Source organism: Corynebacterium confusum, assembly GCF_030408715.1.
Taxonomy (GTDB): domain Bacteria; phylum Actinomycetota; class Actinomycetes; order Mycobacteriales; family Mycobacteriaceae; genus Corynebacterium; species Corynebacterium confusum.
In genome coordinates this window covers 1487698-1509900 of the sequence record NZ_CP047202.1, presented here as the reverse complement: position 1 = coordinate 1509900, position 22203 = coordinate 1487698, and the positions used below count along the sequence as shown (strand labels likewise).

Below are 22203 nucleotides of genomic sequence, written 5' to 3'. Positions count from 1 at the left end.
ACCTTGCCGCCCCGGGTGCTCCAACCCGCAGGCTGGCGCTGGTCGGGAAGACAGTAGACTCGGTGCCATGCGAGTTAGCAAAGGTCACGGAACCGAGAACGATTTCCTCATCATCCCGAGCTTCGAGGAGCTCGTGGACCTGCCCGAAAAGCGCGTGCAGCGGCTGTGCGATAGGCGCGCCGGGCTCGGCGCGGACGGCGTGTTGCGTGTGGTGCGCGCCGGGCAGCTGCTGGAGGCCGGCGAGATCGAGGTGCTGCCCGCGGGCCTGGAGCGCGAGGACTGGTTCATGGACTACCGCAACGCGGATGGCTCCATGGCGGAGATGTGCGGCAACGGCACCCGGGTCTTCGCGCACTGGCTCAGCGCCCACGGCCTGGTCGATAACGCAACATTCAACGTCGGCACCCGCGCCGGCACCAAGGAAGTCACCGTGCATGTTGCCGATGCCACCGACGCCACCGTCAGCGTCCAGATGGGCGAGGCGAAGGTGCTGGGGGTCTCCACCGCGCAGGTGGGCACCCACCGGGTAGCCGGCCTCGGGGTGGATATGGGCAACCCCCACTTGGCGGCCGTCGTGCCGGGCCTGGAACCGGCGGAGCTTGCCGAGTGGGAGCTGGGCACCCCGGCCTGGGACACGGAGTTTTTCCCAGCGGGGGTCAACGTGGAGATCCTCACCCCGGCGGCAGACGGCGAGGTGCACATGCGCGTGGTCGAGCGCGGCGTCGGGGAGACGCGCTCCTGCGGTACGGGAACGGTGGCAGCCGCGCGCGCCGCGCTGGCCGATGCCGGCCGCGGGGAGGGCAGCTTGCGCGTCCACGTGTCGGGCGGGACCGTGGAGGTCACCATCACCGACGGCGGCTCGGTACTGACCGGCCCGTCGCGGATCGTCGCGGACGGGGAGACGAGCCTCTAGCTGGCCTCGTCGCCCAGGCGGTTGTCGGGGCCCTCGCTGTTATAGCGGGTGCCCAGCCGCTGGGCCGACCGGCGGGCGTTGATCCAGGACTCCTTGATATCGAGCGCGCGCTGGTCGGTGACCCGCAGCAGCGACTCCAGGTCCTGGGTTTCTAGCTCTGTGCTGGCCAAGCGGGCATTCAGACGATTGAGGAAGCGGCGCGCGGAGGCGTACTGGTAGTGGAAGTTTTCTACTGCCTCGTCGCCGCAGTCGTAATCCAGCAGCGCCGGGCGGTGCAGGGTGCGGTCCGCGATGGTGTCGGCATCCTGGGCGTTGCTGAAGTGGTCAAATTCGTCCATGACGTCCGTGATGTCTTCCGCCGACAGCTGGATGGAAGAGCGCAGCACCCGGTGCTCGTGGGCGTCCGGGCGCATGGAGAGCATGACCCACACCGCCCCGGCCAGCAGGAGCGCGACCACCAAGCCGACCACCTTGAGTAGCCCGATGAGGAAGGCGGCGGCGATGATCGTCGAAACGATCGCCAGGGCGCGGCGCTGGCCAGCGGATCGGGGGAAAGGCAGTGGCATGGTGGGGTCACCTCCTTGAAGGGCCGGTCAAATATCGGAAGCTACGAATAAACGGACAGGACTTTGAGGGTTATCTTACCGTGTGGGACGGCCGTCGACTAAGAACAACCGCAACTGCCGGAGCCGCACCCGCAGCCCCCGCCGGATCCACACCCGCCGGTCGGGGCGGCCACGCTAGCCGTCAGCAGGGCCGAGCCGGCCAGAACCGTGTTCTTTGCCGGCAGCTCGCCGCCGTCGTCGGGCAGGCAGACATCCAGCGGGAAGGCGCCGTCGAGTACCAGGTGGGCAAAGCGCTGGCCGGTCAGATCGTTGGTCAGCCACTGGCTTTCCATGACGCGCCCGGCGAATTCGAAGGCCGGGGTCGGCGCCTGGGCGCCGGAGCCGGCAGCGATGATCTCCGCGCCGCTGGACTTGGCCACTGCCGGGAACTCGCCGGTTTCAGCCTCAAAGGCCTCGGCGGAGTCGTAGCGGCGGGTCTCCAGTGCCAAGGCGGTCAGGCTGACCTGCTGCCACTGCTGGGTTTCTTCCTCCGCCAGCAGCGGGCCCTGGGCGAGGTTCGCGGTCACCGTGGCCAGCACCGTGCCGAAGGGGTCGATGACCTCCAGGTGGGCGAGCACGTCGTTGACCATTTCGACGTGGGCGAAGGACTGCGTTACGGCGTCGAAGCCGACGAAGGTGGCAAACGGCTCCACGGCGAGGATGTTGAGCTGCGCGCCGCTCGGGTCGGTGAACTGGATGAGCTGCCCGCCGCGGACCTCGCCGGTGACCTGCAGGTGATCGGTGGCGATGGCCGCCTCGACGGCCTGTTGCCAGCGGTCGAAGTTAAACCCCAAAGCCACCATTTCCGGCAGCTTGTGTGCCACTCCGGCCGGTTGTTCGGCGCGGGCGGCGGGTACTGCCTGTGTCGGCTGCTGGGGAGAGTCTGGATTCTCGGCCGCGGGCGTCGGGCCGGACTGGCTGGCATGCGTAGTCATATCGATATTCTATCCCTCCGCACGCTGGCACTTAAACTCACGCCGGCCGCCCGCCGGGCCTGCCCGCTGGCCCCAGGCGGTGCCCCACGGAGGCGGCGGTCTTTGGATTGCCGGTGTCACTTGGGGTTTAGTGCAGTGACGTGGAAGAATAAGCACCAATATGACTGAATCTTCACAATTTAGTAACGAGCACGAAAAGCTGCTCGCCCACGCCTTCCGCGATAACGCGCCGCAGGGGCCCGCGCATGCGGACGAGGAACTAAGCACTGGTGAGATGGACCTGGCAGAGCGTAACGCCCTGCGCAGCGTGACCCGGGAGACCACCATCCGCGCCGAGGACACCACGGATGGCTACGAAGTCGAGTACCGCAAGCTGCGCCTGGAGCAGGTCATCCTGGTCGGGGTGTGGACCGAGGGAACCATCGCCGAGGTCGAGGCTACCCTGGACGAGCTGGCCGCCCTGGCCGAGACCGCCGGCGCGGAGGTCGTCGAGCTCATCTACCAAAAGCGCGACAAGCCGGACTCCGGAACCTTCATCGGCTCCGGTAAGGTCAAGGAGCTCAAGGAGATCGTGGAGGCCACCGGCGCGGACACGGTCATCTGCGACGGCGAGCTCAACCCCGGCCAGCTGACCGCGCTGGAGCGCGCCCTCAACACCAAGGTCATCGACCGCACGATGCTGATTCTGGATATCTTCGCCCAGCACGCGAAGTCGAAAGAGGGTAAGGCGCAGGTCTCGCTCGCCCAGCTGGAATACCTCTACACGCACACCCGTGGTTGGGGCGGCAACCTGTCGCGCCAGGCGGGCGGCCGCGCCGGCTCCAACGGCGGCGTGGGCCTGCGTGGCCCGGGTGAGACCAAGATTGAGACCGACCGCCGCCGCATCCGCACGGAGATGGCCCGCCTGCGCAAGGCGCTGCGCAACATGAAGACTGCGCGCGAGGTCAAGCGCTCCCGCCGCGCCGCGTCCACGGTCGCGCAGATCGCCATTGCCGGCTACACGAACGCGGGCAAGTCCTCGCTCATCAACGCGATGACCGGGGCGGGCGTGCTGGTGGAAGACGCCCTGTTCGCCACGCTGGATCCGACCACCCGCCGCGCGCAGCTGGGCGACGGCCGCCAGGTGGTCTTCACCGACACCGTCGGCTTTGTCCGCCACCTGCCCACGCAGCTGGTCGAGGCCTTCAAGTCCACGCTGGAGGAGGTGCTGGGCGCGGATCTCATGCTGCACGTGGTCGATGGCTCGGATCCCTTCCCGCTCAAGCAGATCTCCGCGGTCAATAAGGTCATCTACGACATCGTCAAGGAGACGGGGGAGAACCCGCCGCCGGAAATCATCGTCATCAACAAGATCGACCAGGCCGATCCCCTGGTACTCGCGGAGGTCCGCCACACCCTGGACCGCGACAACGTGGTCTTCGTCTCGGCGAAGACCGGCGACGGCGTCGACGAGCTGACCACCCGGGTCGAACTCTTCCTCAACACCTTGGACGCGGACGTCGAGCTGCTCGTGCCGTACACCCGCGGCGACGTCGTGGCCCGCCTCCACGAGGAGGGCACGGTGCGCAGCGAGGACTACTCGGAGGAGGGCACGCGGATAAGTGCTCGCGTGCCGCAGCAGGTCGCGGCTGAGCTAGCCGAGTTTCGTGTGGATTAACCCCGTCTGGCGCAGGTGATCCATAATGAAGACTCGTGAGTAATATTTTTGGTTGGTCCGTCCACGGTGACGGAAAGAAGATCGCCCCGGGGGCCGTGGTCGCCCCGGAAGAAAGGCTGAACTGGCCGCGCACCATCGGCATCGGCATGCAGCACGTCGTGGCCATGTTCGGCGCCACGCTGCTGGTGCCCACCCTGACCGGCTTCCCGGTCAACACCACGCTGTTGTTTTCTGGCATCGGCACCATCCTCTTCCTGGCGATTACCCGCAACCGCCTGCCGTCCTACCTGGGCTCCTCGTTTGCCTTCATCGCGCCGCTGTCCGCCTCGCAGGCCCAGGGCATCGGCGTGCAGGCCGGCGCCGTGCTGTGCACCGGCCTGGCGCTGGTTGTCATCGGCCTTATCGTCAAGGCCGCGGGCAAGCGCGTTATCGATGCCGTCATGCCCCCGGCCGTTACCGGCGCCATCGTCGCCCTCATCGGGCTGAACCTGGCCCCGAACGCGGCTGCGAACTTCTCCAGTCAGCCGCTGGTGGCCGCCGTGACCCTGGTGGTCATCCTGCTGGCCACGGTGGCCGGCCGCGGCATGGTCTCGCGCCTGTCAATCCTCATCGGTGTCGTAGTCGGCTGGGCTTTTGCCGCGCTAACCGGAAACCTGGACCCGTCCGCCGGCGAATCCATTAGGGAGGCCGCCTGGGTGGGCCTGCCGCAGTTCCACGCCCCGGAGTTCAACCTTTCGGCCATCGCGGTGGCCCTGCCGGTGCTGGTCGTCCTCATCGCCGAAAACGTCGGCCACGTCAAGGCCGTTTCGGAGATGACCAACCGGGACCTTGACGACTTGGCGGGCGATGCCCTCTTCGCCGACGGCCTGGCCACCTCTTTGGCCGGCGGCTTCGGCGGCTCCGGCACCACCACCTACGCGGAAAACATTGGTGTCATGGCCGCCACCCGGGTCTATTCCACCGCCGCCTATTTCGTCGCGGCCCTGACCGCCATCGCCCTGGCATTCATCCCGAAATTCGGCGCCCTCATCTTCACCATCCCCACCGGCGTGCTGGGCGGGGCCACCCTGGTGCTCTACGGGCTTATCGGCATGCTCGGTGTGCGCATCTGGATGGACAACAAGGTCAACTTCAACAACCCGGTCAACCTGACCGCGGCTGCCGTGGCGCTCATCGCCGGAATCGGCAACCTCACCCTCGACGTCTTCGGCGTCACCCTTGAGGGCATCGCCTGGGGCTCCGTCGGCATCATCATCGGTTACCCCATCATGAAGCGCCTCTACGACCACGTCGGGGAAGGGCAGAACGCGAAGTATTAGGCTCCCGCTCAATAAGCACGTGACTATGAAGTGAACTTCGCGTTAAATCTGTTTAATATCGGTGGAATAAGGGGGGTAATGGCGACTTTCCGGTAAGAATGGAGTCTGCCAAAAGAGTATGACTAAGTTCTTATATTTTCATGATGACGACCACCGTGAGGCCTACTGAGCGCTACCGCCTGTGCAAGCAGAACTGACTGCCGCCGTTGGCGGAGGCAGTCTTTTGCCGCGGGCCGGGACCTGGTTCGGGAGATGCCGCGTGTTTGTCGGAAGGGAGAGAATCCGGTGTCGCACATCGACTGGGACAGTGTTTCTTTTCGATACTCGAAATATGGGCCATATATTCTGCGGGATGCCTCGCTGTCGTTGTCACGGCCTGGCATTTACGAAGTCCGGGGCCCATCGGGAAGCGGTAAATCCACGGTTCTGGACCTGTTAGCCGGTCTGCGCTCACCCAGTGAAGGCCAGGTCACCATCGACGGTAAACGGTTCGGAAAGGGCGCGGCCAAGAAGCTAACCTCGTGGCGCGCCGCGCACGTCGGATACGCGCCACAGGCACCGACCCTCCTGCCTAGCCTCAGCTGCCGGGAGAACCTCGAGCTGGCAGTTCACGTCGCCGGACGGGGGCTCGACGCCCAGGACAGGGATGAGCTGCTTGGCACGTTGGGCATGCAGCCTTTCGCAGAAGCCCTGCCGGTAGAGTTATCCGGGGGTCAGCGCCAGCGCGTTGCGGTGGCCCAGGCACTAGCTTCCCAACCGGACCTAGTGCTCATGGATGAGCCCGTCAGTGCGCTTGATGGCGCGAATGTCAGCGTGGTCGAGGACTTGCTGCGCCAGTCGGCGAAGCGGGGAGCCATAGTGGTCTATTGCTCCCACCGCGAGCTTTTCAACGGGCAGGCAGAAAAGCTGCTGCAGATGGGAGCATAGCTCATGAAGGCCATGACTCCCACCGCCGCCTACCGGAGAGAGCTGTCGGTGACGGCGCGCCCCTTCATCGGGGGAATCGTACTGGCTGCGGTAGTAATAGGCACGCTCGTCGGCACCATCCTTTACGTCGCATTCTCGACTGGCGGAAGCAGCGATTTCAAGGCTGGCGTGACGAATATGAGTCTGATTGCGATCATCCCGGCATTCGCCGGGGTTCGGTTGGCGCATCAGAATTTTATCGCTGACCACCGAAATACCGTGCAAGCGCTGCGGATTCTCGGCATAGGCAGGGCGTTTTTCACCAGGTACCTGCTGCTGCAAGGGGCGTGCCTGGCGCTTCTGGCAAGCGTTTCGGCGGTCGTGTTGGGACGGTTGTTGGCGACGCCGCTTTTCAAGGTGATTTTGCTAGGGCTCAACAAGCAGCTGCCAGATCACTGGGGCTCGCCCATTGACGTTGCCTGGTCGTCACTGTTGGTCTTAGTCCCCCTGTACCTCCTCGGCGTGGGGATTCTCAACGTCGACAAGGTGCTGGCCAAAACCGGGGATCGGGGAGCGGCGACAGTAGGTAAGTCCAAGTCCTTGGTGGGACTGGTTGGCCTAGTGCTCGCAGTGGTCAATATTGCCGCGGGTATCTGGTCCATGGTGACGACTCCGCCAGGGCCTGTCGTGTTGATATTCGTCTTCACCTTGCCGTTCCTCGCTGTCACACTTGCCGGCCCCTTCGCTCGGGCGCTAGCTCGCTGGGCAGCCGCGGCGATCAAAAAGGTGAGCGGCTGGTCGGCACCCGCACTAGGCATCCGCTCCTCCGAAACCGTCGGGACGACCTCGAGGGTGGGGCTTGCTACCGCGCTCGTGGCCATCCCGCTGGCAGGCTTCACAGGTGCACAGACCTCGTTATGGGCGGCAAATTACGTAGGATCCCAGAATTTCCAAACGGTCCCAGTCGTCGTTGGCCAAGATTTTCGCCTGTTGCAAGCGCAGGAAGCAGACGGTGTATGCGAGGAGATCGGTGACGACTGCCGTGGGGTGGTCTACTGGCAGCCTTCGGACTTCGAAGCTGCGGGGGAGACCTCCGTACCGATGGAGAAGGCGTCTGACTATTCTCTGGCCGGATCGAATGACCACGTGATAGGGCAACTACTCTCGCCCGCGGCGCCGGTGAAAACCCACAGCCCCTTCTACCCAGACTTCATGGTGCCGTTCTCCGGTATCTCTAGCGAGTCTCCAGTCAAACCGGAATGGGGGCTTCCCGTGGTCGCAGAATCGGCTAGCGCACCGGATCATCTCCGGGTCGAGTCCGCGCAGGATTGGGTACGGCACGTGGATATGGATAGCCAGATCATGTACGGGCCCCACGGCGACGGAACCGCCGGTTTCGTCCCCACCGCGGCCTACACTCTCCTGGCGATCTGCCTGGTCCTCGCGGTCTCTGTGATGGGCAAGCGGGCCAATCTGCATGCGTTCTTCTCACCGCTGCGTCTTTTGGGCCGTACCCAAGGCGCGATCCGGCGAACGGAATTTTGGGCCATCCTCTTCCCGTACTGTGTTGCCATGCTGACAGCGCTCCTCGTGGGCATCTGGTACACGGTCGCCGTCCATGTCGCGGTCTCGGGGTACCCGGGGGCGCTGCTGCCTTACCTTCCCCCAGGGCTATGGGTGCTCTTTGTCCTCGTCTTCTTAGGCACGAGTGCGACTGCCTTCCTGCCTACCCCAGACAAGGACGAGCGTGGCGCAGAAGCGCCCTAGACACTGGCGTGCCGGCGCCTAAGGACGCAAAAATCCCGCCGCGTGGGCGGGATTTCCTTGCTAATTACTACAGATTACGGGCCGCTGCTTTAGGACCTTTTACTCGGCGTCCAAATCCTGCTCGATGAGGGAAGCGATCTTCTCGACGGCTTCGGAGTTCTCGGAAGTGACGGTGACCTCGTCGCCCTGCTCGGCGCCTAGGGCCATGATCATCAGGGACGAGGCGGCATCGGTCTCATCGTCATCGTCTTCGCCCACGAGGTTGAGGAAGATGTCCTCGTCGAACTCGCCAGCGGCGTCAGCGATGATGGAAGCCGGACGGGCGTGCAGGCCCACGGAGGAACCTACCTTGACAGTCTTGGAAGCCATGATTAATCAATCCTTTCATCGGTTGTTTTCTGCCCCAGTCTACGGCGCCCTAGTTCCGCGTGCCACGCCTCGCGCCGGAGGGCGCGCGACTGTGACGGAAGCGGTAGCGCCGCGGGGCGTGCTTTAAGCCGCGGCGGGCTCGGCCTGGGCGGCGGCGTCCTTGGCAGCGGCTTCGCGCACGGCCTTGTTAGGCCAGAACTGCTTGAGGGCGAGCACACAGATGGCCGAGACCACCACGCCGGCGATGATCGCCAGGAAGTAGCTGCCCACCGGGGAGATAGCGAACGGCACGAAGATGCCGCCGTGCGGGGCGCGGGAGGTAACGCCCATGCCCATGGAGATAGCGCCGGTCACGGCGCCGCCGGCCATCATGGCCGGGATGACGCGGAACGGGTCGGCCGCGGCGAACGGGATGGCGCCTTCCGAGACGAAGGACAGGCCCAGCAGCCAGGCGGACTTACCGTTTTCTTGCTCCGCCGGGGTGAACAGGTTCTTGCGGATGAACGTGGCCAGTGACAGGGCGATAGGCGGCACCATGCCGGCGGCCATGACCGCGGCCATGATCTCCATGGAGGCCTGGTCGCCGGTGGACAGGCCGGCGGTGGCGAAGAGGTAGGCCGCCTTGTTGACTGGGCCGCCCAGGTCGAAGCACATCATCAGGCCGAGGATAAGGCCCAGCAGGACCGCGGAGGAGCCGGTCATGGAGCGCAGCCAGTTCTGCAGGCCCTCCATGATGCCGGCCAGCGGCGCGCCCAACAGCATGTACATCAGTACGCCGACGACCAGGGTGGCGAACAGCGGGATGATGACCACCGGCATCAGGGAGCCCAGCCAGCGCGGGACCTTCCAGCTGCCAATCCACATGGCGACTAGGCCGGCGATGAGACCGGTGACCAGGCCGCCGATGAAGCCGGCGCCCAGCAGCACGGCGATGGCGCCGCCGGCAAAGCCCGGGGCGATGCCGGGGCGTCCGGCCAGCGCGAAGGCGATATAGCCGGACAGCGCGGCCACGATGAAACTCATGGCGGCCTGGCCGGTGGCGAACAGAACCGCGCCCAGGTAGAGCATCATCCCGGAGCGCTGGAATTCCATCATCGCCCCGTCGACCTCAACGGCATTGCCCGGCAGGTTGGTCGGGGAGTAGTTGGTGGTAATGGCCTGCCAGCCGTTGGCGACGTCGGCGCCGCCAAACAGGAAGCCAAGCGCCAGCAGCAGACCACCGGCGGCCACGAACGGGACCATGTAGGACACACCGGTCATGATCGCCTGCTGGATGCGCTTGCCCCAGCCCAGCTTGGCGCCTTCCTCGGCCCCGTTGGACTGGGCCGCAGCGGTACCGCTGACCTTGCGGGCGTTCGGGTTCTGCGCGGCCGCCACGGCCTCATCCAGCATGGTGCCGGGCTCGTTGATGGCGCGCTTGACACCGGACTCGATCACGGGTTTGCCGGTGAAGCGCTCCCGGTCGCGGACCCCGACGTCGGTGGCGAAGATGACGGCATCGGCAGCCTCGATGACGCTGCCGGGCAGCGGCTCCTGGTTGGCGGAGCCCTGGGTCTCCACGTTGAGCTCAATATCGGAGCGGGTATCCGCGTTTTGCGTCAACGCGTCGGCTGCCATGTAGGTGTGGGCAATTCCGGTCGGGCAGGCGGTCACCGCCACGATGCGCGTGACCGGGGCACCGGACGCCGACTTCTGTGCACCGGTGGCATCAGTGCCGTTAGATGCAGCGGCACCGGTGACCGCGGTGGCCCCGGCCTGTGCCCCGGTGCTATCGGCAGACTCAGCGGCCTGCTTCTTCGGCTTCTTTTCCGCGTTGACCACGCCGAGCACGGCCTCGACGACTTCTTCCGGGCGCTGGGCGGTGCGCAGGACCTCGAGGAAGTCCGGGCGGACCAGCGCGCGGGCCAGCTTGGACAGGATCTTCAGGTGGGCCTTGCCGCCGCCTTCGGGGGCGGCGATGAGGAAGACCAGGTTCGCGTCGCCATCCGGGCCGGAGAAGTCGACGCCGTCGGCCAGGCGCGCGAACGCCAGGGTCGGCTCGGTGACCGCGGCGGAGTGGCAGTGCGGGATGGCGACCTGCCCAGCCACGCCGGTGCGCCCCTTGGACTCGCGTTCGATGGCCGGCTGGGCCAGGCCGTCGACCTCCGTGGCGCGGCCGGTGGTGTGCACCAGCGTGGCCAGCTCGGTGATGACCGAGTCGACGGAATCGCCGAAGTGGGCATCAAGGGTCACCAGGTCGGCGGTGATGATCTCAGAAGCCATGAGACAGCTCCAATTCTTTAGGATTTCGGGAAAGGATGTTTAGTTATCAAGTTCGTCGAGCGTGGTGCCTGCCAGGTCGATCTGGTCCGGCCGGGGCAGGGTGGTACCGGCCAGGCCCGCAGCGGCCGTGCCGTAGGCGACGGCCTGGCGCAGCGCCTCCGGATGGGTGGTGCCCGCGGTGCGCGCCAGCAGGTACCCGGCGAGAGCCGAGTCACCCGCACCGACGGTGGAGACGACCTCGGAAGCCGGGGGCGTAGCCACCCAGGCCTCATCGGCGGTGACGAGTACCGCGCCGGCGCTGCTCAGGGTCACCAGGATTTCGCTGACTCCGCGCTGGACCACGGAGCGGGCCGCAGCCACGACTCCAGAATAATCGCCGCGCGCGGCTTGTTCCTCGAGCGCGAGCCCGTCCTCGCCGGCGAGCTGGCCGAGCTCGAAGCCGTTGGGCTTGAGCAGGTCCGGTGCGGCCGCCTCCAGGTTATGGGCAACTTCCAGCATGGGCTGGTCGGAGGTGTCTACCGCGATCCGGGTCTGCGGGGAGGCGCTGCGCAGGGCCTTGATGAGTGAGGAATACCAGTCGGTCGGGCAGCCCGGTGGCAGGGAACCAGCCAGGACGACCCAGTCCGCGTTCGCCGAGAGGGCGCCCAAACGCTGGATGAGCTCCTGCTGGACCTCCGGACCCACCAGCGGGCCGGGGCCGTTGATCTTGGTGGTGCCGCCAGAGGGATCGGTAATCGTCGTGTTCACGCGGATGGTCTGGTCGAGGGGGACCGCCTCGTAGGGCAGGGAGGCGTCTTCTACCAGGGAGAGGAAGAGATCCGAGGGGCCGGCGGGAAACAGTGCGATGGTGGGGTGCCCCGCCAGGTAGGCGGCGTGGGTGACGTTGATTCCCTTGCCGCCTGCGACTTGGGAAACAGACCGGGCGCGGTGGACCAGCCCGGTGGTTAACGGTTCATCGAGGGACAAGGTCGCGTCGATGCTGGGGTTAGGGGTCAGCGTCAAAATCATAGTGGGTGGGCTTCCTCCGGCGGGCGCTTCGACTATTCGTCCCGCGCTGCGCCGATTGTCGTCCTTGACCGCCGGCGCAGGGCGCCGGGCGGAGTGGACCAGGCAGCGGTTCGCGGCCGAGTGGTCGAGGGGTCAATGTCAACGAACTGTAACGTGTGTCAACGTTTGTAGATGTTTACTTGGTATTGTTGCCCGATTATGCCCGTATGTCAATGGGTATATGTGGTTTTCCGTGGGTCTCGGTAGACTGGGCAGAAAGTTGTTCTCTTGCGGAGCCTCCCCGGGGCCTGCCGACTCCTGCACCAGCGGGCCGGAGGCGCACGGGATTTAGCTCCGCAAGATCTCAGAATTCGTTTCTAGTGAGTACTGGCGAGCCTGAGTAGGATTGCCTTCACAACGCGTATATCGATCTTGTCTACTTTGTCTTCAGACGTAGGGAGAAGTTTTACATGACCAACACCGACAACACTGGCAGCACCGCCACCACCGGGTCGACGAGCGCTGAAGCTACCGAGGCTCAAGCGAAATCCGGGCAGCGGGGCACCATCGCGGGCACCGGTGTGGTGGCCGGCGTCGCCTACGCTCCCGCGGTGTGGGTACGCCCCCGCCCGCAGCTGCCGCAGTCCGGCGAGGCCATCGTCGCAGAAGACCAGCGCGAGGCAGAGTTTGCGCGCTTCCAGGAGGCCGCGGAAACCGTCGCGCAGCGCCTCGAGGGGCGTGCAGGAAGCGCCGAGGGGCACGCGGCGGAGGTTCTAAAGGCCACCGCCTCGATGGCGCGGGACAAGGGCTGGCACAAGACGGTGCGCAAGAACGTGCGCGGCGGCAACGGAGTGGAATATGCGGTCGTGGCTGCCACGGATAAGTTTGTCTCGATGTTCGAATCCGCCGGCGGCGTCATGGCCGAGCGCACGACGGACCTGAAGGACGTCCGCGACCGCGTCATCGCGGAGCTGCGCGGCGAGGACGAGCCGGGCCTGCCCTCCGTCGAGGGCGAGGCCGTGCTGCTGGCCGACGACCTAGCGCCGGCGGATACCGCTACGTTGGACATCGACCGGATCAAAGCCCTGGTGACCGAGCTGGGCGGGCCCACCAGCCACACCGCCATCATCGCACGCCAGCTGGACATCCCGTGCATCGTGGCCATGGGCGCGAAGCTGCGCGAGCTCAACGCGGGGGAGTGGCTGTTCGTGGACGGTTCCCGCGGGCTGGTCGAGACCGGCGCGGACTCCGAAAGCTCCCAGGCCGCCGTGGCCGAGTACCAGGCCAAGGCCGCCAAGATCGCCCAGTGGGAAGGCCCGGCGCAAACCAGCGACGGCTACCGCGTGCAGTTGCTGGCCAACGTCGCCGACGGCAACGCCGCGCGGCTGGCGGCCGGCACCCAGGCCGAGGGCGTGGGCCTGTACCGCACCGAGCTGTCCTTCCTCAACGCCTCGGAGGAGCCGAGCATCGACGAGCAGGCGCAGATTTACTCCAAGGTTTTTAACGCCTTCGGCGACCGCAAGGTCGTCGTGCGCACCCTGGACGCTGGCTCGGACAAGCCGATTAGCTACGCCACCCTCGACGATGAGGAGAACCCGGCGCTGGGCGTGCGCGGCCTGCGCATCGCCCGCGACAACGAGTCGCTGCTGACCCGGCAGCTCGACGCCATCGCCCAAGCCGCCGAGCAGCGCCCGGAAGGCGCGCAGACTTGGGTCATGGCGCCGATGGTGGCTACCGCGAACGAGGCCCGCTGGTTCGCCGGCCTGTGCCGAGAGCGCAACCTAATCCCGGGCGCGATGATTGAGGTCCCCGCCGCCGCCCTGATGGCAGATACCATCATGCCGCACCTCGATTTCGTGTCCATCGGCACGAACGACCTGACCCAGTACACCATGGCCGCGGACCGCCTGTCGCCGCAGCTGGCGTACCTGACCGACCCGTGGCAGCCGGCCGTGCTACGGCTTATCCAGCACACCTGCGTGGTCGGCAGCGACAACAACGTCCCCGTAGGGGTCTGCGGCGAGGCTGCCGCGGACCCGATGCTCGCCGCGGTGCTCACCGGGCTGGGGGTTAACTCCCTGTCGGCCGCCTCGACCGCCGTTGCCGGCGTGGGTGCGCAGCTGTCTGAGCTCAGCCTTGAGGACTGCCAGAAGATCGCAGCAGCGGCCGTGTCCTGCGAAGGCCCCTCCGAGGCCCGCGAGAAGGTCCGCGAGCTCATCGAGGAATTCTCCCGCCCCGCGGCAGACAACTAAACGCCGCTGAAAAACTACACCCGGCGCAAGCCCACAGCTTAGAGTGGGGCCTGCGCCGGGTGTCCGGCATCTGGGGACTGGGCCTTAGGCGTCGGCGGTGACGACGGTGATTTCGCGCTCGCGCAGCGCGTCGACGAAGCTTTGCGGCGCGGCCGAGTCCGTGATGACGACGTCGATGTCGGAGATCTTGGCAAAGCTGACCAAGTAATCGTTGCCCAGCTTGGAGGAGTCGCACAGGACAACGACCTTGCGGGCGTTGGTGACGAACGCGGCCTTGATGGCCGCCTCCTGCGCGTCCGCCGTGGACAGGCCGTGGTCCAGGGTCAGGGCGTTGGTGCCGATGAAGGCGACGTCGGCGCGCAGCAGCGCCATGGTGCGCAGGGCGGTGTCGCCGACTACTGCCTGGGAAATGCCGCGCACCGTACCGCCCAGCAGCTGGACGTCCTTGATACCGTTATTAGCCAGCGACAGGGCAATGGGCAGGCTGTTGGACACGATGGACAGCTGGTTGGCCAGCGGGCTGGCGGCAATCAGGTCGCTTAAGGCGTTCGTGGTGGTGCCGGCGTCCAAGAAGATGCTGCCCGGGGTCTCGGGGAGGAATTCGAGGGCAGCTTCGGCGATCGCGGACTTTGCCCCGGTGGCCGAGCGCGAGCGCGTGTCCAGGGTGAACTCGGCGGTCTGGAAGGTCTGCGAGGCCACCGCGCCGCCGTGGACCCGGTGCACCACGCCCTCCCGGTCCAGAACGGCCAAGTCGCGGCGAATGGTTTCTGCGGTGACGTCGAATTTGTGGGAGAGTTCCGTGACATTGACGCGTCCCTCGACGGCGGTGAGGGACGCAATCTGCCGACGGCGTTCTTCTGCATACATGGGGGAGTTCTCCTCGGTCCGTGGGTACGCACGCTGATGGGCCAGCGCACACGGTGAAATGGGTCTACTCAAATTGTCTCAGAAAAACCGCGTGGGCAAACACAAACAGAAAAACCCAAGCGCCCGATTCTTGGGTTGCTTGGGTATTTCTTGAGGTAGATCGGGCAAACCGGACCAGGGAACACACACGCGGCGTGAGATTTTGTATGCCCGATTACCTCAGAAAGGGGGAATAACGCGGGAAGTTCCGGGGAATTAAAGCTTGCGCATCACGGAGACGACCTTGCCCATGATTTCTGATTCATCCCCGTTGATGGGGGAATAAGCGTCATTGTGCGGCAGCAGCCAGACGCCGGTGGAGTCGCGGTGGAATTCCTTGACGGTTGCCTCCTCGCCGTCCAGCAGGGCTGCGACGAAGTCGCCTTCCTCCGCCGTGGACTGCGAGCGGACGATGACCCAGTCCCCGTCGAGGATGCCGGCGTCCCGCATGGAGTCGCCGACGACCTGCAGCATGTAGAGGTCTCCGCCGCCGACGACCTCGTCCGGCATGGGGTAGTAAGTATCAATGTTTTCTTCGGCCGTAATGGGGGTCCCGGCGGCAATGCGCCCGACGACGGGGATGTAGCTGACTTGGCCTGCGTCCGGCGGGGTCTGGGGGAGCTCGGCAGACTTGCTGGCCTTCTCAGCCTTCGCGTCTTCCTTTTCGGTGTTGAGGTGGCGGACATCGACCGCGCGCGGCTTGTTGGGATCGCGCCGCAGGAAGCCCTTTTCCTCCAGCTGCCTGAGCTGGTAGGCCACCGAGGAGGTGGACTGCAGGCCGGCCGCGTCACCGATCTCGCGGATGCTCGGCGGGTAGCCGCGCAGGAGCACGGCGTCGTGAATGACCTCGAGGATGCGCCGCTGGCGGGCACTCAAGGAGTCCAGGCTGGGCTTCTGTGAGGATTTGCTGGGTCGGGCCATGGTCTTTAACTCTCCAAGTTGGTTGGCAGGTCGGATAGTCGGTCACAGGCACTGTGGGCCCGCGTAAATTCCTACCTTCATTTCTAGCATGAAAAGTACAAATGTTCGAGACTTTCGCCCGCGCGCTAGACAAACTCTGGGGAGCCTGCTATAAATCGAACACAGAACCTAATTCGAACATTCGGACGAAGGAAAGCCGATGCCATGTCGGAGTCCAGATTTAGACTCGGTGGCACCAAAGAAAGGAAGGATTACTATGACTCTCGCCTTTGAAGACCGCCGTATTGCTGACACTGAATATGCAGCTTACCGCTCCGGTACTCTCGCGCCTTCCGTGGTCCCCGCGGCTGCGGTGTGGGAGCCTTCCGTCCGTGTTTCCGAAAACCGCAATCCCAGCGCCGGTTGGCTGGGAGGTGGACCGGCTGGCGTGGGCGATCGTTATTCTCGAACGCTCACGCTGGATAATCGAACAGACCGTCGTTCGCAGCCCGCGCTTAGTGCTGAGGATTTCGCAGGGCAGCCACGTGGGGCGGTCTCCGAGCAGGCGCGCCAGAAGGGCAACTACGCGCTCGGCGCTGTGTTCGGATTCGCCGTCTTCCTGGGCACGTTGGCGGCGGGCATGGGCCTGGTCGACGGCGCGGATGCGGCCGGTTCCCTGGGCACGGCGGACAGCGCCGTGACCCAACAGGCCACCCTGAACTAGGAGACGGGCTAGCCCGCCCGGTTGAGGCTCGCTCGGGCGCAGTAGACTGGTAGCGCATCCGCTTAATCTGCTCTGGCGGATTGAGTCGGAAAGCTAGAAAGATACGGGGAGCGAGCCACATTGTATTGCCCATTTTGTCACCACGAGCAGTCACGCGTTATTGATTCCCGCGTCGTTGACGCGGGCACGTCCATCCGCCGTCGGCGCGAGTGTTCTTCGTGCCGGGGCCGTTTCACCACGGTCGAGAAGGCGGTGCTGTCCGTGGTCAAGCGCAATGGGCTGTCCGAGCCCTTCAGTCGTGACAAGCTGATCCGTGGCGTGCGGCGCGCCTGCCAGGGCCGCGACGTCTCGGATGACGCGCTGAAGCGCCTGGCCCAGGAGGTGGAGGAGACCGTGCGCAGCCATGGCAGCTCCCAGATCAATGCCAACGATATTGGCCTGGCCATCCTCGACCCGCTGCGCGACCTCGATGAGGTGGCGTACCTGCGCTTTGCCTCCGTGTATAAGTCCTTCGACAGTGCGGACGACTTCGAGTCGGAGATCCGCCTGATGAAGCGGCGCGACCGCACCAGTTTTTAGGCTCCCGCTGCGGCGCTAGGCCAGCTTGTCGACCGCCTTTTGGATGCGCCGCAGGGAGACCGCGTGCGCGGTGCCGAGGCGCTGGGCGAACAGGGAAACCCGGAGCTCCTCGATCATCCAGTAGATATCGCGCACCGCTTTGGTCTTCGCGCGGCCGGCCGGCAGGGAGCGCAGGCGATTGTTGAGGTAGGCCTTGGCCTCATCGACCTCGGCTTGGCGGTCCGCGTCCTTGTCCGGATCTAGGTTCATCTCCTCCAGCCGGATGCGCACGGCTTGCAGGTAGCGCGGCAGGTGCCGCAGGTGCTCGATGCCGTTTTTCGTGATTGCTTGCGCCGGAAGCAGGAAATCCAGCTGGGCGCGGATGTCGTCGATGGCCGGGCCGGTCCACTTGTTGAGCTCGTCGGTGATGCGGCCGTATTCGACTAGGCCCGGGGCGATAGCGACGACCATCTGCCGCACGCGCCCGGGAACCGCCGGGGCGATCTTCTTGCGCAACTGGTCGAATTCCTCTGGGGAGCGCACCGGGCCGCCGGCTTCCAGTAGAAGATCGCGGAGGGCTGCCACGCGGGCGTCGGAGACCAGGCCGTCGGCCCCGCCGTGCGGGTAGTTGTCGATGGCCACGCGCTGCTGCAAGGGCAGGCCCTTGACCATGGGGCGCGGGTTGACGGTGATCTCCCGCATGAGCAAGGTCAGCGTGGTGGTCAGCATGGCGGCATCGGCCGCGGCCTTGGTGGGGTGCGCCTTGACCTCGACGCCGTCCTTCGTGGCGACCAGCGCGGGGTAGGCGGTGACCTCGTGGCCGTCTACCGTAGTGCGGACCTCGTCGTCGATGGAGCCCAGATTATCCGAGCGCCATTCCTTGACCGCCCCGGACTCCGAGATGCGGCTGACCTTCGAGACCGAGGACTTAATCGAACCGGCCTGGCGATGGACCAGCGCGGAAAGATCGCGGTCGGAGTCGATAATCTTTCCCCGCTTGTCGATGGCCGCGTAGTTCATGCGCAGGTGGTCGGGCAGCGACTGCGGGCGGAAATCCACGGCGTTGATGCCCTGGCCGCCCAGCTCCCGCAGAACATCGGCGAGCTGTTCGGTAATGGGCCCGGCGTAAGGGACCAGCTTGTCCAGGGCGCGCTCGGCGAACTCCGGGGCAGGCACCACCGTGCGGCGCAGGGCCTTCGGCAGGCTGCGGATGAGCTCCGTGACTAACTCCAGGCGCAGGCCCGGTACCAGCCAGTCGAAGCCGGTGGTCTCCAGCCCGGCCAGCATGGGCACGGGGACCTGGATGGTCACGCCGTCCAGGGGATCGCCGGGGCTGAAGTGGTACGACAGGTCCAGCTCCATGGAACCGGCGCGCCAGGTATCGGGGAAGTCCGCCTCGGTCACGCGGTTATCGGCGTCGTTAACCAGCGCCTCCGGATCGAAGTCCAGCAGCGCGGGGTGGGCGTGGCGCTCCTTCTTCCACCAGGAGTCGAAGTACTTGCCGCTGGTGATATTGGCGGGCAGGCGCTCGTCGTAGAAGGCGAAGAGGGTGTCCTCGTCCGCGACCAGGCCGCGCCGGCGCGCCTTGTCCTCGTACTCGGCCGCTTTGTCGAGTTTGGCGACATTGTCGTGGAAGAAGGAATGGTGGGTATTCCACTCGCCGCCGATGAGAGCGTGGCGTATGAACAAGTCCCGGGCCGCGGCTTGGTCGACGCGGTGGTAGGGCACGGAGCGGTCGTGGACCACCGGCACGCCGTAGAGCGTCGACTTCTGCTTGACCATGGTGGTGGCCCGCTTACTCGACCAGACCGGGTCGGAGTAGCTGTGCTTGAGCAGGCCGGCGGCCAGGCGCTCTACCCAGGCGGGATCGATCTGGGCGACATCGCGCGCCCACAGCCGGGAGGTCTCCACCAGCTCGGCGGCCATGACGAACTCCGGCGGCTTCTTCGCCAGCGCGGAGCCGGGGAAGACCATAAAGCGCGTGTTGCGGGCGCCGTGGAACTCCTTGGAGTTGCCGTCTCGGGCGCCGATATTGGACAGCAGGCCCGACAGGAGCGCCTGGTGGATGGCGGCATCGGCACGCTTGCCGGATTCCTGGGCGGTCCACTTGAGCTGCTTGGCGACCTCGCGCAGCTGACGCACCAGGTCGAACCACTCGCGGATGCGCATGTAGTGCAGGAACTCCGCCTTCATCTGCTTGCGGAAGGCATTGCCGGACTTTTCGTTGCGGGAGTCTTTAATGTAGTCCCACAGCTTGAGCTGGCTTAAGAAATCCGAGGTCTTGTCCTTAAACCGCGCGTGCGCCTGGTCCGCCTGGGCCTGCTTTTCCAGGGGGCGTTCGCGTACGTCCTGGATGGTCATGGCCGCAACGATGATGATGACGTCGTGCAGGCAGCCCAGCTTGTGGGCTTCCACCAGCATCCGCGCCATGCGCGGATCCACCGGGATGCGCGCGAGCGTGGCGCCGGTCTTGGTCAGCGTGGGCAGCCCGTTCTTGTCGGCCGTACCCAACGCACCCAGCTCGTTGAGCAGGGCGATGCCGTCGCGCACCGCCTTGTCCGCCGGTGGCTGCACGAAGGGGAAGCGGGAGATATCGCCCAGCCGCAGGGAAATCATCTGCAGGATGACGCTGGCCAGGTTGGTGCGCAGGATTTCCGGGTCGGTGAACTCTGGGCGGGATAAAAAGTCCTGCTCCGAGTAGAGGCGGATGGCGATGCCGTCGGCTACACGTCCGCAGCGGCCGGAGCGTTGGTTCGCGCTGGCCTGCGAGATGGGTTCGATAGGAAGGCGCTGGACCTTGGTGCGCGTGGAGTAGCGCGAGATACGCGCGGTGCCAGTGTCCACGACGTAGCGGATGCCGGGTACCGTCAGGGAGGTCTCGGCAATATTGGTAGAGAGCACGATCCGCCGCCCCGAGTGCGGGCTAAAGACCCGGTGCTGCTCCTGGTTGGACAGGCGGCCGAAGAGGGGAGTGACCTCCACGCCCTTCCACTTCTTAGCCTCGATGACCTCCATGGCGTCGCGGATGTCGCGCTCGCCGGGGAAGAAGCACAAGATATCGCCGTCACCCTCGGCCATGAGCTCGGTCAGGGCTTCGACGAGCCCGTCCAGCGGATCCTGGTCGACCACCTTGTCGCCGGCCTCGAATTCCAGGGGTCGGTAGCGGATCTCGACGGGGTAGGTGCGGCCGGAGACCTCGATGATGGGCGCGGGGCCTTCCGGGCTGGCGAAGTGCTGGGCGAAGCGCTCGGGATCGATGGTCGCCGAGGTGATAATCACCTTAAGATCCGGGCGCTTGGGTAGCAGCCGTTTGAGGTAACCCAGCAGGAAGTCGATGTTCAGCGAGCGCTCGTGGGCCTCGTCGATAATGATGGTGTCGTAGGCGTTGAGGAAGCGGTCGCGCTGCATCTCTGCCAGCAGGATGCCGTCCGTCATTAGCTTGACGGCGGTGGACTTGGAGACCTGGTCGTCGAAGCGGATGGCGTAGCCGACGGTCTGCCCTATCTTCTGTCCCAGCTCATCGGCGATCCGCTCGGCCACCGTGCGGGCCGCCAGGCGCCGCGGCTGCGTGTGGCCGATGAGCCCGCGGCGGCCGCGCCCCAGCTCAAGGCAGATCTTCGGGATCTGCGTGGTCTTACCGGAGCCGGTCTCGCCGGCGATGATGACCACCTGGTTGTTGTCGATTGCCTCCGCGATGTCGTCCCGGCGGGCGCTGACCGGCAGGCTGTCCGGGTAAACGATCTCCGGCACGAGGCGGTCGATGCCACGCACGCGCTCTTCGGCGGCGTCGATGTCGGCGGAGATCGCCGAAAGCGCGTGCGGGGAGCGCGCCTTTTTCAGGCGGCGCCGGAACGAGTACTCGTCGGCGCTGCGCACATTAGCCAGGCGGGCGTACAGATCGTTGCGGCTGGGCGCAGCGGGAGAGTTGTCGCGCGCCTCGCGCGGTTCTTGCGGGTCCTTGTGTGTATTAGCCATTGTTGCAGCTAATTCTACTCACGGCGGCGCGTGAGGGCTCAAACCGGTAACTATTGAGAAACTCTTTCGGAACAGGTTGAACGTATAGGGCCGCCGGGTGATACCGTCACTGGGGTAGCCAGTCCCCGCCGCATCCTGTTGATGAATTCAGAAAGGACCCACCATGACCACCCCGAACGATCCGCACGACGGGCAGTCGCCGAACGACTCCTTTGGCGATCTACCACGTTACGAGCCGACGAGCCACCCGGAGGACAACCCGAATTTCGGCTCCCCGAATCCCGGCGGGCAGCAGGCCCCGGGCTACGGTTACGCGGGCGCGCAGGGTTATGTGGGCGGCAATGATGGATACCTGCACGGGCCGCAGCGCCCGCAGGCGGTCCGGTCCATCGGCTGGGGCTTTTCCGCCTTCGGCCGCAACTGGAAGACCCTGGTGCCGCTGGCGCTAGTCCTGGGCCTGGCCGGCGCGATCCTGTCTATAGGCATCTCCTTGCTCACCGGCGGGGATATCGAGGCAGGTTACTCGGGCAACTCCGTGGTCACCAGCCTGCTCAGCCTGGTGATCTCGATCGTGGTCACGCCCGTTCTGTACCGGTTTGCCACCTGGCACGTCGACGAGCCGCGGCCGGGTATCGGCGCCCTCGGCAAGGACGTGCACTGGGCCGCCGCCGGCGTCTACCTGGTCGTCCAGGGGATTATCACCGTCATCATGCTGGGCGGGATGCAGCTAAGCGGCTTCAACGAGATGAGCAACACCACCGACCCGGCGCAGCTGGATCCGAGCTTGTTCGCGGGGGTTTTCGCCTTCTTCATGGCCTTCGGCCTGCTCATGTTCTTCCTGTCGCCGCTGTTCACGCTGATGCCGTGGTTCGCGGCAGACGGCAAAACCGGCTTCGGCGCCTCCTTCTCGACGGGCTTTGCCGCCGGCAAGAAGAACTACCTGCAGCTGCTGCTGTTCAGCCTGTTGGTGGGGCTTATTTCCTTCGGTCTCATGCTGGCCGTGACGCTGGTGAGCCTGCTGTTTATCTCCTTCGGCATCGTGGGCGTGATCCTGATGTCCATCTTCATCATGCTGGGCGCCAGCATCGTGGCGGCCGTCGTGCTGCTGGCCCAGGCGCACATGTATCGCTCGTGCGCGGCTACCGTCCGCGTCTAAAAGCGGCTCACT

The 22203-nt window shown here is 65.5% G+C and carries 17 protein-coding genes; 9 read left to right on the top strand and 8 right to left on the bottom strand.

The features are described from left to right. Positions 1 to 67: 67 nt before the first annotated feature. Positions 68 to 913: a diaminopimelate epimerase gene (dapF, locus tag CCONF_RS07050; RefSeq protein ID WP_290222125.1), complete on the top strand. Its 846-nt coding sequence runs from the start codon at positions 68 to 70 to the stop codon at positions 911 to 913. Here dapF and CCONF_RS07045 read toward each other — a convergent pair. Both CCONF_RS07045 and CCONF_RS07040 read right to left on the bottom strand, forming a co-directional pair. Next, positions 910 to 1479, bottom strand: coding sequence for a hypothetical protein (locus CCONF_RS07045; RefSeq protein ID WP_290222123.1), 570 nt, complete (start codon positions 1477 to 1479; stop codon positions 910 to 912). The genes dapF and CCONF_RS07045 overlap by 4 nt on opposite strands. A 98-nt stretch (positions 1480 to 1577) precedes the next feature. Next, positions 1578 to 2321: a hypothetical protein gene (locus CCONF_RS07040; protein WP_290226323.1), complete on the bottom strand. Its 744-nt coding sequence runs from the start codon at positions 2319 to 2321 to the stop codon at positions 1578 to 1580. Between the two features lie 292 nt (positions 2322 to 2613). Between CCONF_RS07040 and hflX the strand changes: the two genes are divergently transcribed. The 4 genes from hflX (at position 2614) to CCONF_RS07020 (ending at position 8102) form a co-directional block, all read left to right on the top strand. Further along, entirely contained in the window at positions 2614 to 4110 is a 1497-nt protein-coding gene (gene hflX, locus CCONF_RS07035; RefSeq protein ID WP_290222121.1) for a GTPase HflX, read from the top strand. 35 nt (positions 4111 to 4145) lie between these two features. After that, on the top strand, positions 4146 to 5429 hold the full coding sequence (locus tag CCONF_RS07030) for a uracil-xanthine permease family protein (protein ID WP_290222119.1): 1284 nt from the start codon (positions 4146 to 4148) through the stop codon (positions 5427 to 5429). Positions 5430 to 5714: 285 nt separating this feature from the next. After that, positions 5715 to 6356 carry an ATP-binding cassette domain-containing protein gene (locus CCONF_RS07025; RefSeq protein WP_290222117.1) on the top strand — a complete coding sequence of 214 codons (642 nt, stop codon included), beginning with the start codon at positions 5715 to 5717 and terminating at the stop codon, positions 6354 to 6356. 3 nt (positions 6357 to 6359) lie between these two features. Next, a complete protein-coding gene (locus tag CCONF_RS07020; protein ID WP_290222115.1) occupies positions 6360 to 8102 on the top strand; it encodes a hypothetical protein in 1743 nt (580 codons plus the stop codon). Positions 8103 to 8201: 99 nt separating this feature from the next. Here CCONF_RS07020 and CCONF_RS07015 read toward each other — a convergent pair whose 3' ends face one another. From CCONF_RS07015 to CCONF_RS07005, 3 genes are all read right to left on the bottom strand, one after another. Next, positions 8202 to 8471 (bottom strand): HPr family phosphocarrier protein, encoded by a 270-nt coding sequence (locus tag CCONF_RS07015; protein ID WP_070768454.1) that lies wholly within the window; start codon positions 8469 to 8471, stop codon positions 8202 to 8204. Between the two features lie 123 nt (positions 8472 to 8594). Then, positions 8595 to 10733 carry a PTS fructose transporter subunit IIABC gene (locus CCONF_RS07010; RefSeq protein WP_290222111.1) on the bottom strand — a complete coding sequence of 713 codons (2139 nt, stop codon included), beginning with the start codon at positions 10731 to 10733 and terminating at the stop codon, positions 8595 to 8597. Positions 10734 to 10772: 39 nt separating this feature from the next. Then, positions 10773 to 11741, bottom strand: a complete 969-nt coding sequence (locus tag CCONF_RS07005) for a 1-phosphofructokinase family hexose kinase (protein ID WP_290222109.1) — start codon at positions 11739 to 11741, stop codon at positions 10773 to 10775. Positions 11742 to 12190: 449 nt separating this feature from the next. Between CCONF_RS07005 and ptsP the strand changes: the two genes are divergently transcribed. Then, positions 12191 to 13972 (top strand): phosphoenolpyruvate--protein phosphotransferase, encoded by a 1782-nt coding sequence (ptsP, locus tag CCONF_RS07000; RefSeq protein ID WP_083319127.1) that lies wholly within the window; start codon positions 12191 to 12193, stop codon positions 13970 to 13972. A gap of 84 nt (positions 13973 to 14056) precedes the next feature. On the opposite strand, the gene sugR is transcribed toward ptsP, so the two are convergent. Beyond that, entirely contained in the window at positions 14057 to 14839 is a 783-nt protein-coding gene (gene sugR, locus CCONF_RS06995) for a transcriptional regulator SugR (protein WP_070768451.1), read from the bottom strand. Positions 14840 to 15094: 255 nt separating this feature from the next. Then, positions 15095 to 15799, bottom strand: coding sequence for a transcriptional repressor LexA (lexA, locus tag CCONF_RS06990; protein WP_070768450.1), 705 nt, complete (start codon positions 15797 to 15799; stop codon positions 15095 to 15097). A gap of 427 nt (positions 15800 to 16226) precedes the next feature. Here lexA and CCONF_RS06985 point away from each other — a divergent pair, with 427 nt between their 5' ends. After that, positions 16227 to 16502, top strand: coding sequence for a hypothetical protein (locus tag CCONF_RS06985; protein WP_290222100.1), 276 nt, complete (start codon positions 16227 to 16229; stop codon positions 16500 to 16502). A gap of 120 nt (positions 16503 to 16622) precedes the next feature. Further along, positions 16623 to 17081, top strand: coding sequence for a transcriptional regulator NrdR (nrdR, locus tag CCONF_RS06980; RefSeq protein WP_070768449.1), 459 nt, complete (start codon positions 16623 to 16625; stop codon positions 17079 to 17081). 15 nt (positions 17082 to 17096) lie between these two features. On the opposite strand, the gene hrpA is transcribed toward nrdR, so the two are convergent. Then, positions 17097 to 21035: an ATP-dependent RNA helicase HrpA gene (hrpA, locus tag CCONF_RS06975; RefSeq protein ID WP_290222095.1), complete on the bottom strand. Its 3939-nt coding sequence runs from the start codon at positions 21033 to 21035 to the stop codon at positions 17097 to 17099. 163 nt (positions 21036 to 21198) lie between these two features. Here hrpA and CCONF_RS06970 point away from each other — a divergent pair, with 163 nt between their 5' ends. After that, positions 21199 to 22191 (top strand): hypothetical protein, encoded by a 993-nt coding sequence (locus CCONF_RS06970; RefSeq protein ID WP_070768448.1) that lies wholly within the window; start codon positions 21199 to 21201, stop codon positions 22189 to 22191. Positions 22192 to 22203 lie beyond the last annotated feature (12 nt).